General features: G+C 72.8%; 16 protein-coding genes and 1 pseudogene. 13 read left to right on the forward strand and 4 right to left on the reverse strand.

All coding sequences use genetic code 11. The features are described from left to right. Positions 1 to 208 precede the first annotated feature (208 nt). The 8 genes and pseudogenes from IE172_RS23655 to IE172_RS34705 form a co-directional block, all read left to right on the forward strand. Entirely contained in the window at positions 209 to 1345 is a 1137-nt protein-coding gene (locus tag IE172_RS23655) for a ParA family protein (protein WP_190099318.1), read from the forward strand. Continuing rightward, positions 1330 to 1878 carry a hypothetical protein gene (locus tag IE172_RS23660; protein ID WP_190099319.1) on the forward strand — a complete coding sequence of 183 codons (549 nt, stop codon included), beginning with the start codon at positions 1330 to 1332 and terminating at the stop codon, positions 1876 to 1878. Before IE172_RS23655 ends, IE172_RS23660 begins: the two co-directional genes overlap by 16 nt. An 18-nt stretch (positions 1879 to 1896) precedes the next feature. Further along, positions 1897 to 3156 carry a segregation and condensation protein A gene (locus IE172_RS23665; RefSeq protein WP_190099320.1) on the forward strand — a complete coding sequence of 420 codons (1260 nt, stop codon included), beginning with the start codon at positions 1897 to 1899 and terminating at the stop codon, positions 3154 to 3156. After that, positions 3153 to 3806, forward strand: coding sequence for an SMC-Scp complex subunit ScpB (gene scpB / locus IE172_RS23670; protein ID WP_190099321.1), 654 nt, complete (start codon positions 3153 to 3155; stop codon positions 3804 to 3806). Before IE172_RS23665 ends, scpB begins: the two co-directional genes overlap by 4 nt. Further along, complete coding sequence (locus tag IE172_RS23675) at positions 3806 to 4921, forward strand: pseudouridine synthase (RefSeq protein ID WP_190099322.1); 1116 nt, start codon at positions 3806 to 3808, stop codon at positions 4919 to 4921. Before scpB ends, IE172_RS23675 begins: the two co-directional genes overlap by 1 nt. A gap of 72 nt (positions 4922 to 4993) precedes the next feature. Beyond that, a complete protein-coding gene (locus IE172_RS23680; RefSeq protein WP_190099323.1) occupies positions 4994 to 5713 on the forward strand; it encodes an NUDIX hydrolase in 720 nt (239 codons plus the stop codon). After that, positions 5710 to 6732 carry an ADP-ribosylglycohydrolase family protein gene (locus IE172_RS23685; RefSeq protein WP_190099324.1) on the forward strand — a complete coding sequence of 341 codons (1023 nt, stop codon included), beginning with the start codon at positions 5710 to 5712 and terminating at the stop codon, positions 6730 to 6732. The genes IE172_RS23680 and IE172_RS23685 overlap by 4 nt, the downstream gene beginning before the upstream one ends. A gap of 99 nt (positions 6733 to 6831) precedes the next feature. Beyond that, a pseudogene (locus tag IE172_RS34705) lies at positions 6832 to 7002 on the forward strand (nucleotidyltransferase domain-containing protein); the annotation flags it as partial. Here IE172_RS34705 and IE172_RS23690 read toward each other — a convergent pair. Together IE172_RS23690 and IE172_RS23695 are read right to left on the reverse strand one after the other, a co-directional pair. Further along, a complete protein-coding gene (locus IE172_RS23690; RefSeq protein ID WP_190099325.1) occupies positions 6934 to 7677 on the reverse strand; it encodes a nucleotidyltransferase domain-containing protein in 744 nt (247 codons plus the stop codon). The pseudogene IE172_RS34705 and the gene IE172_RS23690 overlap by 69 nt on opposite strands. 22 nt (positions 7678 to 7699) lie before the next feature. Next, complete coding sequence (locus IE172_RS23695; RefSeq protein ID WP_190099326.1) at positions 7700 to 8107, reverse strand: Rieske (2Fe-2S) protein; 408 nt, start codon at positions 8105 to 8107, stop codon at positions 7700 to 7702. A gap of 211 nt (positions 8108 to 8318) precedes the next feature. Here IE172_RS23695 and aroH point away from each other — a divergent pair, with 211 nt between their 5' ends. From aroH to der, 5 genes are all read left to right on the forward strand, one after another. Beyond that, positions 8319 to 8681, forward strand: coding sequence for a chorismate mutase (aroH, locus tag IE172_RS23700; RefSeq protein ID WP_190099327.1), 363 nt, complete (start codon positions 8319 to 8321; stop codon positions 8679 to 8681). Beyond that, complete coding sequence (locus IE172_RS23705) at positions 8678 to 9763, forward strand: prephenate dehydrogenase (RefSeq protein WP_190099328.1); 1086 nt, start codon at positions 8678 to 8680, stop codon at positions 9761 to 9763. The genes aroH and IE172_RS23705 overlap by 4 nt, the downstream gene beginning before the upstream one ends. A gap of 165 nt (positions 9764 to 9928) precedes the next feature. Beyond that, positions 9929 to 10615: a (d)CMP kinase gene (gene cmk / locus IE172_RS23710; RefSeq protein WP_190099329.1), complete on the forward strand. Its 687-nt coding sequence runs from the start codon at positions 9929 to 9931 to the stop codon at positions 10613 to 10615. Next, positions 10612 to 11259: a lysophospholipid acyltransferase family protein gene (locus IE172_RS23715; RefSeq protein WP_190099330.1), complete on the forward strand. Its 648-nt coding sequence runs from the start codon at positions 10612 to 10614 to the stop codon at positions 11257 to 11259. Before cmk ends, IE172_RS23715 begins: the two co-directional genes overlap by 4 nt. Before the next feature lie 75 nt (positions 11260 to 11334). Beyond that, entirely contained in the window at positions 11335 to 12825 is a 1491-nt protein-coding gene (gene der, locus IE172_RS23720) for a ribosome biogenesis GTPase Der (RefSeq protein WP_190099331.1), read from the forward strand. 71 nt (positions 12826 to 12896) lie between these two features. Here der and IE172_RS23725 read toward each other — a convergent pair whose 3' ends face one another. Then, the gene (locus tag IE172_RS23725) at positions 12897 to 13307 is read right to left on the reverse strand and encodes a hypothetical protein (protein WP_190099332.1); all 411 of its coding nucleotides are present in this window, start codon (positions 13305 to 13307) and stop codon (positions 12897 to 12899) included. Positions 13308 to 13405: 98 nt separating this feature from the next. Beyond that, positions 13406 to 14188, reverse strand: a complete 783-nt coding sequence (locus tag IE172_RS23730; RefSeq protein WP_190099333.1) for a DUF8842 C-terminal domain-containing protein — start codon at positions 14186 to 14188, stop codon at positions 13406 to 13408. Positions 14189 to 14459 lie beyond the last annotated feature (271 nt).

Here is a 14459-nt window from a genome sequence, read left to right on the forward strand (position 1 = left end):
CCGTACGCCCTTGACAGAGGGATGTTTCATTGCCGACACATCGGGTCGGGTCCGGCGGATTGTGTTGCTGCGGACGGTCGACACGCCATAGAGTCGCCAATCGTCGGCATGGTGCCACGCTGACCTGTCTAGAAGTTTCCTGGTCACCAAGGAGGTAAGACGACTTGTGAATGAGTCGACATTTACTCCCGGGGGTGGTCACCCAGGAATGCCTGCGCCGGACCAGGAGCCCGCGGGATTCGCTGCTGTCGGCTCCGTCGCTGTGCGCACCTTCGCAGCCCACCGGAGTCACCGGACTCCAGGGGTGACTCACCCAGCACACCAGAGCATGGATGGCCATCACGTGAACGCCATGGCCGGCGACGGAAGTGGCGCGCCCCACAACCAGCTCGCCGACTTCGACGAACTGCCCGAGGGGCATTTCTACGACCCCGACGCCGAGTACGAGCCCGATCCGGAGTACGCGGCCACGCTCGCGCCCGACGCGGCGCGCCAGCGCCGTGAGCGCGTCGGTCCGACCGGGCGCCCGCTGCCGTACTTCCCGATCCCGGGCCCGCTGACCGACCACGGACCCGCGAAGATCATCGCGATGTGCAACCAGAAGGGCGGCGTCGGCAAGACCACGTCGACCATCAACCTGGGTGCCGCGCTCGCGGAGTACGGACGCCGGGTGCTGCTCGTCGACTTCGACCCGCAGGGCGCGCTGTCGGTCGGACTGGGCGTCAACCCGATGGAACTCGACCTCACCGTCTACAACCTGCTCATGGAGCGGGGGATGGCGGCCGACGAGGTGCTGCTGAAGACGGCGGTCCCCAACATGGACCTGCTGCCCAGCAACATCGACCTGTCGGCGGCCGAGGTGCAGCTGGTGAGCGAGGTCGCGCGCGAGTCCACGCTGCAGCGGGCGCTGAAGCCGCTGATGGACGACTACGACTACATCGTGATCGACTGCCAGCCCTCGCTCGGCCTGCTCACGGTCAACGCGCTGACCGCCGCGCACAAGGTGATCGTGCCGCTGGAGTGCGAGTTCTTCGCACTGCGCGGCGTGGCGCTGCTGACCGAGACCATCGAGAAGGTCCAGGAGCGGCTCAACCCCGACCTGGAGCTCGACGGCATCCTCGCCACCATGTACGACTCGCGCACGGTGCACAGCCGTGAGGTGCTCGCGCGGGTGGTCGAGGCGTTCGACGACCACGTCTACCACACGGTCATCGGCCGCACGGTCCGCTTCCCGGAGACCACGGTCGCCGGCGAGCCGATCACCACGTACGCGTCCAACTCCGTCGGTGCCGCCGCCTACCGCCAGCTCGCCAGGGAGGTGCTCGCCCGGTGTCACGCCGAGTGAGTCTGCCGGGGGCCGACGAACTCTTCCGTACGACAGGGGGGATGGCGCTCCAGGCGTCCACTCCCCGGCGCGCCAACGGCGACGCCCGCGTTCCCGCTCCCGCGGGGGAGGGCGACGCGGCGGCCGCGCAGGAGGACGCGCCGCCGTCGGTGCCCGCACAGGGCGGCGACGGCGAGGGCGCGGAGCACGTCGCGGCGGACGCCGAGCCGGCGGGGGCCGGGGAGTCGCGCGGTCGCGGCGCCACGGGCTCCGGACGGCGTCAGACGGCGCAGGAGGACGCGGCCCCGCGCAAGCGGGGCAGAGCGGCGGCGCGGCGGCCCAGCGGCCGTGAGCGGCACGACGAGAAGATCACCGTGTACGTGTCCGCCGAGGAGCTGATGGACCTGGAACACGCGCGGCTCGTCCTGCGCGGCGAGCACGGCCTCGCCGTCGACCGCGGCCGCATCGTCCGCGAGGCGGTGGCGGTGGTCCTCGCCGACCTGGAGAGCCGCGGGGACGCCAGCATCCTCGTACGACGTCTCCGCGGGCGGTAGCGGTAGCCTGCGGAGGCCATGACCTCGAACGACACACCCGCCTCCGGTGACCGGCCGCCGCGCCGCCGCACCCTGGGCCGGGGCCCGGCGGCTGCCCCGCACGCGGGCGGGCCGGGCGCCGGCCCGGCGGGGAACGGGGCGGCAGGACCCGAGGGCCCGGGCCCGGACGGCACGAGCCCCGGGGGCACCACGCCGGCCGGGGCGCCCGGAGGACCGGAGCGCACGGCCGGACCCGCACGGGACACGCCGGGGTCGCCGCAGGCCGGCAGTCCGGCGCCCACGCACCCCGTGGAGACCGACGGGCCGGTGACGGCGCCGCAGGGGACGTTCGCCGAGTCCGGCGTTCCCCTTGGTTCCGTGGAGACGGACGAGCCGGTTGCGGTGCCGGAGGACGGCCTGACCGGACGCCGGGACCAGGCGCCGGCGGGGGCTGCTGCGACGGCGCCGGAAGCACCCGCCGACGAGGCGGACGGGCGGTTCACGGTCCGGCTGGCGAACTTCGAGGGTCCCTTCGATCTGCTGCTGCAGCTGATCGCCAAGCACAAGCTGGACGTCACCGAGGTCGCGCTGTCGAAGGTGACCGACGAGTTCATGGCGCACATCCGGGCTCTCGGGCCGGACTGGGACCTGGACGAGACGACGGAGTTCCTGGTCGTGGCGGCCACGCTGCTCGACCTCAAGGCGGCCCGGCTGCTGCCCGCCGCCGAGGTGGAGGACGAGGCCGACCTCGCCCTGCTGGAGGCCCGCGACCTGCTGTTCGCGCGACTGCTGCAGTACCGCGCGTACAAGCGGATCGCCGAGATCTTCGACCGGCGGCTCGACGACGAGGCCCGCCGCTACCCCCGTACCGTCGGACTCGAACCGCAGCACGCCGAGCTGCTGCCCGAGGTGGTCATCGGCATCGGCGCCGAGGGCTTCGCCAGGCTCGCCGTCAAGGCGATGCAGCCCCGGCCCAAGCCGCAGGTGTACATCGACCACATCCACGCGCCGCTGGTCAGCGTGCAGGAGCAGGCGGGGATCGTCGTCGCGCGGCTCAGGGAACTGGGCGAGGCGAGCTTCGGGGCGCTCGTCGCGGACACGGACGACACCCTGACCGTCGTGGCACGGTTCCTCGCCCTGCTGGAGCTGTACCGCGAGAAGGCGGTCGACCTCGAGCAGGAGACCGCGCTCGGCGAGCTGACCGTGCGCTGGACCGGCGGGGACGGCGACGCCGCGCCGACGGTCACCGACGAGTTCGACCGGCCGCCCGAGCAGCCGGAGGAGGAGCAGAGGACATGAGCGACGAGACCCCCGCCCCACCGGCCGGGCTGCGCGCCGTCGCGGACCTCGACCTCGGGCCCGCCCTGGAGGCGGTCCTCATGGTCGTGGACGAGCCCGCGACCGAGGAGCACCTGGCGAAGATACTGGAGCGGTCCCGACGCGAGGTCGCGGACGCGCTGCGCGAGCTGGCCGACGAGTACACCCGCCAGGGACGCGGCTTCGAGCTGCGGCTCGTGGCGGGCGGCTGGCGCTTCTACACCCGCCCCGAGTACGCCGCGGCCGTCGAGCGCTTCGTCCTGGACGGCCAGCAGGCCCGGCTCACCCAGGCCGCCCTGGAGACCCTCGCGGTCGTCGCCTACCGGCAACCGGTCAGCCGCGGACGCGTCTCCGCCGTGCGCGGAGTGAACTGTGACGGTGTGATGCGCACCCTCCTCCAGCGCGGTCTGATCGAGGAGGCGGGCACGGAACCCGAAACAGGTGCGATCCTGTACACGACGACGAACTACTTCCTGGAGCGGATGGGCCTGCGCGGCCTGGACGAACTCCCGGAGCTCGCGCCCTTCCTCCCCGAGGCGGAGGCGATCGAGGCCGAGACACTGGAAGGGGTCCCGTCGTTCGATCCGGACGCCCCGGATTCCGAGGACGCAGACGACAAGACGGAACTTTGATGCGAAGCAGCAGCGGCAGGAACAGCAGCGGAAACAACGGCGGGAGCCGTGGTGGCAACAGCGGCGGCCGCGGCGGGAGCGGCGGTGGCCGCGGTAGTCACCGCGGCGCCGGCAACAACCGCGACGACCGGCAGGGCGGTCGTCCGAAGAAGCCGCGCCCGGAGGAGCGGCGCTACGACGTGGGCCCCGGCGCCACCCAGGAGGGCCCCAAGTCGGGCCGCGGGCCCACGGCCCGCGGAGGCGCCAAGGGCGGGCCGAGGAAGCCCCTGCAGCGGGGGCGCTCGGTCCCGGCCACGTCCCGCGAGTACGAGGCACGGGCCGAGGAGCGCAACCGGGAGCGGTACGCGGGCAAGAAGGACGTCAGGCTGCCCAAGACCTTCCCCGGCGCCGAGCAGGAGGGTGAGCGGCTGCAGAAGGTCCTCGCGCGCGCCGGCTACGGCTCCCGGCGCTCCTGCGAGGAGCTGATCGAGCAGGCGCGCGTCGAGGTCAACGGCGAGATCGTGCTGGAGCAGGGCAGGCGGGTCGACCCGGAGAAGGACGAGGTCAAGGTCGACGGCCTGACGGTCGCCACGCAGTCGTACCAGTTCTTCTCGCTGAACAAGCCCGCCGGGGTCGTCTCGACCATGGAGGACCCGGAGGGGCGCCAGTGCCTCGGTGACTACGTCACCAACCGCGAGACCCGCCTCTTCCACGTCGGCCGGCTCGACACCGAGACCGAGGGCGTCATCCTGCTCACCAACCACGGCGAGCTGGCGCACCGCCTGACCCACCCCCGGTACGGCGTGAAGAAGACCTACCTGGCGCACATCGTCGGCCCGATCCCGCGCGACCTGGGCAAGCGGCTGAAGGACGGCATCCAGCTCGAGGACGGCTACGCGCGCGCCGACCACTTCCGGGTGGTGGAGCAGACCGGCAAGAACTACCTCGTCGAGGTCACCCTGCACGAGGGCCGCAAGCACATCGTGCGCCGGATGCTCGCGGAAGCCGGTTTCCCGGTCGACAAGCTGGTGCGCACCGCGTTCGGTCCGATCACCCTGGGCGACCAGAAGTCGGGCTGGCTGCGCCGGCTGTCCAACACCGAGGTCGGGATGCTGATGCAGGAGGTCGAGCTCTAAGAGCCCCCAGGGCTTGTGCGTCCACCGCACCCCCTTTTATAGTCGCACTGACTATTAAAGGGGGTGCCGGTCATGGACGGCTACGACAAGTACGCCTACGAGCCCTTCGCCGTCACCGCGGACCTCGCCGTGTTCACCCTCCGCGCGGGCGTGCTGCACGTCCTGCTCGTCGAGCGCGGCGAGGAACCGTACGCCGGGCGGTGGGCACTGCCCGGCGGCTTCGTCCGGCCGGACGAAGCCGCGGAGAGCGCCGCACGGCGCGAACTCGGCGAGGAGACCGGGCTGACGGACGTCTCCGGGCTGCACCTGGAGCAACTGCGGACCTACAGCGAACCCGGCCGTGACCCCCGGATGCGGGTCGTCTCCGTCGCCTTCGCCGCCCTGCTGCCCGACGCGCCCGAGGCGCGCGGCGGCAGCGACGCGGCCGAGGCCCGCTGGACGCCGTACGACGCCGCGCGGGAGCTCGCCTTCGACCACGACAGGATCCTCGCCGACGCGCGGGGACGCGTCGGCGCCAAACTCGAGTACACCTGCCTCGCCACCGCCTTCTGCCCGCCCGAGTTCACCCTCGGCGAGCTCCAGCAGGTCTACGAGACCGTCTGGGGCGCCGAGCTGGACCGGCCCAACTTCCGGCGCAAGGTCCTCGCCACCCCGGGATTCGTCGAGGCCGTACCGGGCGCCGCGCGCCTCACCGGCGGCCGGGGCAAACCCGCCGCGCTCTACCGCGCGGGCACCGCCGCCGCCCTCCACCCGCCGCTGCTCCGGCCGACCCCGGAAGGACGCCCCGCATGACCACGACCACCCTCACCAAGCGCGCCGCGACAGGCGCGCTCACCGGACTCGCCCTCGGGGACGCGCTGGGCTTCCCGACCGAGTTCAACGACGTCCCCTCGATCCTCGCCAAGTGCGGCCCCTGGCGGGAGATGGACCTGCCCCGGCCGGCGATCGTCACCGACGACACCCAGATGACCCTCGCGCTCGGCCGGGGACTGCGCACGGCCATGGACCGGGGACCGCTCACCCCGAAGCGGCTGCAGCGGCCGGTGCGCGAGGAGTTCGTGGAGTGGTGGCGCTCGCCCGAGAACAACCGCGCCCCCGGCAACACCTGCCTCAAGGCCTGCCACCTGCTCTCCCGCGAGGACCGTCCCTGGCAGGACGCCAGTCAGATCCACTCCAAGGGCTGCGGCGCCAACATGCGGGTCGCGCCGATCGGCCTGGCCCCCGGTCTGACCGACGAACAGCGCGCGGGAGCCGCCCAGTTGCAGTCCGCCCTCACCCACGGGCACCCCACCGCCCTCGCCGCCTCGGACCTCACCGCCCACGCCGTACGGCTGCTGGCGGAGGGCGCCGAGCCGACCGGCCTGATCGGCCGCCTGCGCTCCTACGCCTACGACAACCGCACCCGCTACCACGCGTTCTGGCTCGGCGACCTGTGGACCCGCGCCCAGGACCCCACCCCCGAGCAGTTCATCGCCCGCGGCTGGGACGAGTGCCTGGCCGTTCTCGAGCGCCTCCGGCACGCCGTGCGCACCGTCTCCCCGGAGACCGACCCCTGTCTGGCGACCGGGGAGGGCTGGGTCGCCGAGGAGGCCCTGGCGACCGGCCTGCTCTGTTTCCTCCTCTTCGTCGACGAACCCCTCACCGCCCTGCGCCGCGCCGCCTGCACCGCGGGCGACTCCGACTCCATCGCCTGCCTCGCGGGCGCCTTCGCCGGCGCCCACCTGGGCGCGGACGCCTGGCCGGCCGACTGGGCCGACCGCATCGAGTACCGGGCCGACCTGCTGGCGCTGGGATCCCTCTGGGACGCCTGACCGGTGACCGGTGACCGGTGACCGGTGACCGGCACCCCGGACCTCGACCCGCGCCCGGTGATCGCCGGACAGCCGGCCCCGGTGCTGTTCGCCGCCGAGGCCGAGGCCGAGCGCGAGCACGGGGACGCCGACGTCGACCGCACCCGCGTGCGCGCCGACGTGGAGCGGCCGCACGGCGTGCTGGACGAGGCGCGGGCGGCGTCAGCGCTGCCCGACGCCCCCGCCGCGTACGACGCCCTGCACCGCCTCGTCGTACGGGTCCGGCTGGAGCGCCGAGGCGCGGCGGGTGCGGATCAGGAAGTCCTCGATCCGGCGCCGGTCGGGTTCCTCGGGCAGGGGACTGCGGCGGGTGGCTTCCTCGGCCTCCCGGGCCAGCCGGGTCATGCGGACCTCGACCTCGGGCCACGGCACCTCGCCGCGCTTCACCGCGAGCAGCGGTTCGCGTTCCTCGCCCACGTCGATCGTGAGGGTGCCCGTCCGCAGCAGGTCACGGGCGGTGCTCAGCAGACGGAGGAGGTGCATGGCGTGCTTCCAGCGCGGGGCGCCGTGGCTGCGGACGTCGGCGTCCAGTCTGCGGCGCTGGCCGTGCGCGTATCGGGTGAACGTCTCGTGGACCTTTCGGGAGAGGAACGCCTCGCGCAGGGACAGCAGTTCGCGGCCGGTGGCGTCGGCGTGCTCCACCAGCGGGGAGTGCAGGCACTCCAGGATGTTGGGGTTGGCGCGCAGGGCCAGCTCGCAGAAGCGTTCCAGTTCCCAGCTGAACTGCTCCTCGGCCGGTCCCTCGACATGCGTCGGCGGCTTCTCGAAGCGCCAGAACAGGGGGGTGGGCGCGAGGAAGACGCCCCGGCGGTCGGTGTCGCTGCCGTCCGTGGCCAGGCCGAAGGCACGGGAGCCCATGACACAGGCGTAGATCGTGTGGTCGTCGACCAGGCTCTCGGGGCGCATGCCGGGGAGCGTACGCGGCGGATCACGCCCGGCGGATCGAATTCTTCTCCACCGTGATCCGCTCCTCGGGCAGCGGCCTGGTCGCCGGGCCCTGCACCACCGAACCGTCGGTGATCTTGAACCGGCTGCCGTGACAGGGACAGTTGATCGTGCCGTCCGCGACCTCGGCCACGAGGCAGTGCTGGTGGGTGCAGATCGCCGAGAAGGCCTTGAAGTCGCCCTTCCCGGGCTGGGTGACCACGATCTTCTCCTTCTTGAGGATCGTGCCACCGCCCACCGGGACGTCGCCGGTCGAGGTCAGTTCCTGTGCCGCGGTGTCCGACGAGGAGCCACCCCCGTCGCCGTAGCCGCCGTCCGAGCCGCAGCCGGCGGTCAGGGCTGCCGCACCGGTCGCCAGCAGGACCGTGCGGCGCGTCGCGCGAGGGGGCATGTCGTCACTCCGGGAGGGGGGAAGGCGAAGGGGCGGGGCTCCCGCATCTTGGCACTGAAAGCGACACATCCGCAGCAATTCGTGGCCGAATGCCGACAATCGGGTATTTCCGTCGCGTCTCAGCGGGTGAGCGCCCGGCGCCGCCCCGGCACGGGCCTGGCTACGCTGGATGACCGAACGGCAGACACGCACGTCAGCAAGGAGCATCGTCGTGGCGGTACGCGCGGTCCGGGGGGCCGTCCAGTTGGAGCGGGACGAGTCCGGTCACATGGAGGAGCGGGTGGGCGAGCTGCTCACCGCCGTCCTGGTCCGCAACGACCTGCACACCGACGACCTGATCAGCCTCTGGTTCACGGCCACGCCCGATCTGCACTGCGACTTCCCGGCGGCCGCCGCCCGGAAGCTCGGCATCGTCGACGTCCCCCTCATCTGCGCCCAGGAGCTCGACATCGAGGGCGCCATGCCCCGCGTCGTCCGGGTCCTCGCGCACATCGAGTCCGACCGGTCCCGTGCCGAGATCGCGCACGTGTACCTCGGCGCCGCGGCCGCCCTGCGCAAGGACATCGCCCAGTGAGGACCGCGCTCGTCGTCGGCACCGGACTCATCGGGACGTCCGCCGCGCTGGCCCTGACCCGGCGCGGCGTCGTCGTCCACCTCGCCGACCACGACCCGCAGCAGGCCCGCACCGCCGCCGCGCTCGGCGCCGGCACGGACGAGGCCCCCGACGGGCCGGTGGACCTGGCGATCGTCGCCGCCCCGCCCGCCCACGTGGCCGACGTGCTCGCCGGCGTGATGCGGCGCGGCGCGGCCCGCGGATACATCGACGTGGCCAGCGTCAAGGGCGGACCCCGCCGCGAGCTCGAGGCCCGCGGGCTGGACCTGGCGTCCTACATCGGCACCCACCCCATGTCCGGCCGGGAGAAGTCCGGCCCGCTGGCCGCCGGCGGCGACCTCTTCGAGGGCCGCCCCTGGGTGCTCACCCCGACCCGCGACACCGACACCGAGGTGCTGAACCTCGCCCTGGAACTGGTCTCGCACTGCGGGGCCGTGCCCGTCGTCATGGACGCCGACGCCCACGACCGGGCCGTCGCCCTCGTCTCGCACATGCCGCACCTCGTCTCCAGCATGGTCGCCGCGCGGCTGGAGCACGCGGAGGAGGCCGCCGTACGGCTGTGCGGGCAGGGCATCAGGGACGTCACCAGGATCGCCGCCTCGGACCCCCGGATGTGGATCGACATCCTGTCGGCCAACCCGGGGCCGGTCGCCGACCTGCTCACGGACGTCGCCGGCGACCTGGAGGAGACCGTGCGGGCCCTGCGCGCCCTGCAGTCCTCCGACGAGCACAAGCGCCGCGAGGGCAGCACCGGCATCGAGGACGTGCTGCGGCGCGGCAACGCCGGACAGGTCCGCGTCCCCGGCAAGCACGGCTCCGCGCCGCGCGTCTACGAGACCGTGGCCGTCCTCATCGACGACCAGCCCGGCCAGCTCGCCCGCATCTTCGCCGACGCGGGCAGCGTGGGGGTCAACATCGAGGACGTCCGTATCGAGCACGCCACCGGGCAGCAGACCGGTCTGGTGCAGCTCATGGTGGAGCCCAAGGCGGTCCCGGTCCTCACCGCCGGGCTGCGGGAACGGGGCTGGTCGATCCGGCAGTGACGCCCCGGCGAGCTCCCGGTGACCGCGGGGACCGTCCGGGACGGCCCTCCCCCGAGGGGCCGGATCGTCCGCTTGTCGGAAGGGTTCCGGGGGGCCGGTAACCTGGTGCGGGGCGTGTGCGCGCCCCGCTCACCCCACTCCACCGCACCAGGAAGGTGTTCCCCCGTGGAAAACGGCGCCGCCAAGCCCGTGATTGTCGCCATCGACGGTCCCTCCGGCACGGGCAAGTCGAGCACGTCGAAGGCCGTGGCGGCGCAGCTCGGCCTGAGCTACCTGGACACCGGAGCCCAGTACCGGGCGATCACCTGGTGGATGGTGCACAACGGCATCGACATAGACGACCCGTCCGCGGTCGCCGCCGTCGCCGGCAAGCCGGAGATCGTCTCCGGCACCGACCCCGCGGGCCCCACCATCACCGTCGACGGCGTCGACGTGGCCGTACCGATCCGTGAGCAGGACGTCACCTCCAAGGTCAGCGCGGTCAGCGCGGTCCCCGAGGTGCGGACCAGGATCACCGAGCTGCAGCGCACCATCGCCGCCGCCGCCGTCACCGGCATCGTGGTGGAGGGCCGGGACATCGGCACCACCGTGCTGCCCGGCGCCGACCTGAAGATCTTCCTCACCGCCTCCCCGGAGGCGCGTGCCGCCCGCCGCAGCGGCGAGCTCAAGGGCGCCGACCTGAACACCACCCGCGAGGCGCTGATCAAGCGGGACGCGGCCGACTCCGGGCGCAAGACCTCCCCGCTGGCCAAGGCCGGCGACGCGGTCGAGGTGGACACCACCGAGCTGACCCTCCAGCAGGTCATCGAGTGCGTCGTCACCCTCGTCGAGGAGAAGCGGGCGGGGAAGTGACCGACGTACCGTCGGCGCGGGGCGCCGAGGTCGGGCGGCGCATCGGCGTCGGCCTGATGTACGGGCTGTGGAAGCCGCGCGTGCTGGGTGCCTGGAGGGTGCCCGCGGCCGGCCCGTTGATCTTCGCCGTGAACCACTCCCACAACATCGACGGCCCCATGGTCATGGGTGTCGCCCCCCGGCCGACGCACTTCCTGATCAAGAAGGAGGCGTTCGTCGGACCGCTCGACCCGTTCCTGACCGGCATCGGCCAGCTCAAGGTCGACCGGCACACCACCGACCGCACGGCGATCTCCCGCGCGCTCGGCGTCCTGGAGCAGGGCGGCGTCCTCGGCATCTTCCCCGAGGGCACCCGCGGCGAGGGCGACTTCGCCTCGCTCCGCGCGGGGCTCGCCTACTTCGCCGTCCGCGGCGGCGCGCCGATCGTGCCGGTGGCCGTGCTGGGAAGTTCGGAGCGGCCCGGACGGTTGATAAAGACGCTGCCCCCGCTGCGCTCCCGTGTCGACGTGGTCTTCGGTGACCCCTTCGACGCGGGCGACGGCAGCGGCAGACGTACGCGCAAGGCGCTGGACGAGGCGACCGAACGCATCCAGAAGCAGCTCACCGCGCACCTGGAAAACGCCAGGCGCCTCACCGGGCGCTAGGCGACACTGAGTAGTGGGTCGCCCCTGACGGGGCGTTCCACCGATCACCACGATGAACGACGAGGTACGGACTTCATGAACGACCACATCCAGCCCGACGGCTCGGACGCGTACGAGGGTGCGCACGAGCACGACCACGGGGCGCTGGGCGATGCCGAGTTCGCGGAGTTCATGGAGCTCGCCGCGGAGGAGGGCTTCGACCTCGAGGACGTCGAGGGCGCCATCGAGGCGGCGGGACACGGCCCGCTGCCGGTGCTCGCCGTCGTCGGCCGGCCCAATGTCGGCAAGTCGACCCTGGTGAACCGCATCATCGGCCGCCGTGAGGCGGTCGTCGAGGACAAGCCGGGCGTCACCCGCGACCGTGTCACCTACGAGGCGGAGTGGGCGGGCCGCCGCTTCAAGGTCGTTGACACCGGCGGCTGGGAGCAGGACGTCCTCGGCATCGACGCGTCCGTCGCCGCCCAGGCCGAGTACGCCATCGAGGCCGCCGACGCGGTCGTCTTCGTGGTGGACGCCAAGGTCGGCGCCACCGACACCGACGAGGCCGTCGTCCGGCTGCTGCGCAAGGCCGGCAAGCCGGTCGTGCTGTGCGCCAACAAGGTGGACGGACCGAGCGGCGAGGCCGACGCGTCCTACCTGTGGTCCCTGGGCCTCGGCGAGCCGCACCCGGTCTCCGCGCTGCACGGCCGAGGCACCGGCGACATGCTGGACCAGGTCCTGGAGGCGCTGCCGGAGGCTCCGGCGCAGACCTTCGGCACCGCGGTCGGCGGCCCGCGCCGCGTCGCCCTGATCGGCCGGCCCAACGTCGGCAAGTCCTCGCTGCTGAACAAGGTGGCGGGCGAGGAGCGGGTCGTCGTCAACGAGCTCGCCGGGACCACCCGCGACCCGGTCGACGAGCTGATCGAACTGGGCGGCAAGACCTGGAAGTTCGTCGACACGGCGGGCATCCGCAAGCGGGTCCACCTCCAGCAGGGCGCCGACTACTACGCCTCGCTGCGCACCGCCGCCGCCGTCGAGAAGGCGGAGGTGGCCGTCGTCCTCATCGACGCCGCCGACTCCATCTCGGTGCAGGACCAGCGCATCGTCACCATGGCCGTGGAGGCGGGCCGGGCGCTCGTCCTCGCGTACAACAAGTGGGACACCCTCGACGAGGAGCGCCGCTACTACCTGGAGCGGGAGATCGAGACCGAGCTCGGGCAGGTCGCCTGGGCGCCGCGGGTGAACGTCTCGGCGCAGACCGGACGGCACATGGAGAAGCTGGTCCCGGCCATCGAGACGGCCCTGGCGGGCTGGGAGACCCGGGTGCCGACGGGCAGGCTGAACGCCTTCCTGGGCGAGCTGGTCGCCGCCCACCCGCACCCCGTACGGGGCGGCAAGCAGCCGCGCATCCTGTTCGGCACGCAGGCGGGCACCAAGCCGCCCCGGTTCGTGCTCTTCGCCTCCGGGTTCATCGAGGCCGGTTACCGGCGCTTCATCGAGCGCCGGCTGCGCGAGGAGTTCGGCTTCGAGGGGACGCCGATCCACATCTCGGTGCGGGTCCGGGAGAAGCGCGGCCGCAAGAAGTGACGCGGTGACCCGGCGCACGGCACGGTGATGGGGCGGTCCCGGTACGGGACCGCCCCATCACCGTGCTCCGGTCAGGCGCCTCTGCGCGGGGCCGGTGGCAGCCCGGCCGGCACGTGGTGCATCCCGGCGGCGTTCCGGCCGACGGTGCCGACCCGCTGCCACTGGGGCTGCTCGCCCTCGTCCTCACGGGTGTCGTCCGCCGCCCCGTAGGCGCCGCCGAGCAGGGAGGCGCCGAACGAGCCGGGGCTGTGGCCGCCGTACGCGCCGGTACTGCGGTGCGGGATGTTCCCGAAGGCGGTGAAGCCCAGATCCTCCTCGCCGCTGCGGTCACCCGGCAGCGAGCGGAAGGACTTGACGTACTCGGTGTAGAGGGCGTCGTAGATCGGCGTGGCCGAGAGGCCGCTCCGGGAGTCCTGCGCCGGTCGCACGGGGGCGGGGACCGAGGCGAGGGACTGGCGGCGGGGAACGTCGTATGCGTGCACGTATCTCCAAACGACCCCGCCCCGCAAGGGATGCGGCCCTTTCGGGGCTTTCGCCGGTGGTGCCGCGGGGCGGCTCGGGCGGTCCTGGCGAGGTCCGGTCAGATGCCCGCGAGCGGCATGGCGGCGGCGACCAGCTTGCCGTTCGCCGCGGCCTTGTCCAGGGCGTCGCGCAGCAGGTCCTCGCGCGGCTGACGGCCGATGGAGCCGACCGGGGCCGCGAACAGCAGCACCTGCTGGTGCTTGTTGGCGGCCTGCCGCCAGCCGTCGGTGACCTGGAGCGGCTGGTGGGCCTGCCACCAGGCCACCGGGCGGCCCCCGGTGGGGTTCGGCTGGAGCACGGCGTGCAACTGGCCCGCGGCGAGCAGCACCGACCAGCCGTGCAGCACCGGCGGCACGGCCGACAGCTCGGTCAGCGGCATGAAGCCCTGTTCGATGAGGAGCGGCAGGAAGTCGTCGCCGGCCCCGAGCGAGCCCGGCCGGGCGACCGGCGAGGTCGGCTCGACCACCAGCGCGGGGTGCAGTTCCCCGGCGATCAGGGCCAGCCCGCTGGTCACTCCCAGGACGGCCTGCTCGGGGGTGGTCCTCGCGGCCTCCGGCTCCGGGGCCTGGCCGCCGATGGCCCGCACGGCGCCCTGGAGCTGCTCCTCGGTGACCTGGACGACCTGCGAGGGCAGGCAGGTGGCGTGGGCGAAGGCGAGCACGGCGGTCTCGTCCCCGACGAACAGGACGGTGCTGGTGCGCTCCTGCTCGGGGTCGCCCTGGGTACGGCAGGAGGTGCAGTCGTAACTGCCCGGGGCGGACTCTCCGGCGAGCAGGCGGGCTGCTTCTTCGTCGCCGATCTCGGTGCGTACCTCGTCGCTGACGTCGAGCATGCGCGGCACGGGTGGCTCCCTCGGGATGCGGTGCGTGGCGAGGCCGGGTGGCTCCCGGCCCGTGGTCCGGGCGGGTCCCGGGCTCATGAAGAAGACAACGGGCGATCTGTGGGGGGAGTCACGCTCCGGGGCGCACCGAATCGAACCATCCGGCGCGTACGGACACGGGGGGCGCGGAATCCCGCGTTCATCGGCAAGTTCCCTCGACGTGACGGGTGTTGAGGGAACCGGGTGCCTCGTGGGTCACCCCGTCCCCTGGTCGACAAATCCGGAAATCAGG

Source organism: Streptomyces griseoflavus (assembly GCF_014649995.1).
Lineage (GTDB): Bacteria > Actinomycetota > Actinomycetes > Streptomycetales > Streptomycetaceae > Streptomyces > Streptomyces griseoflavus.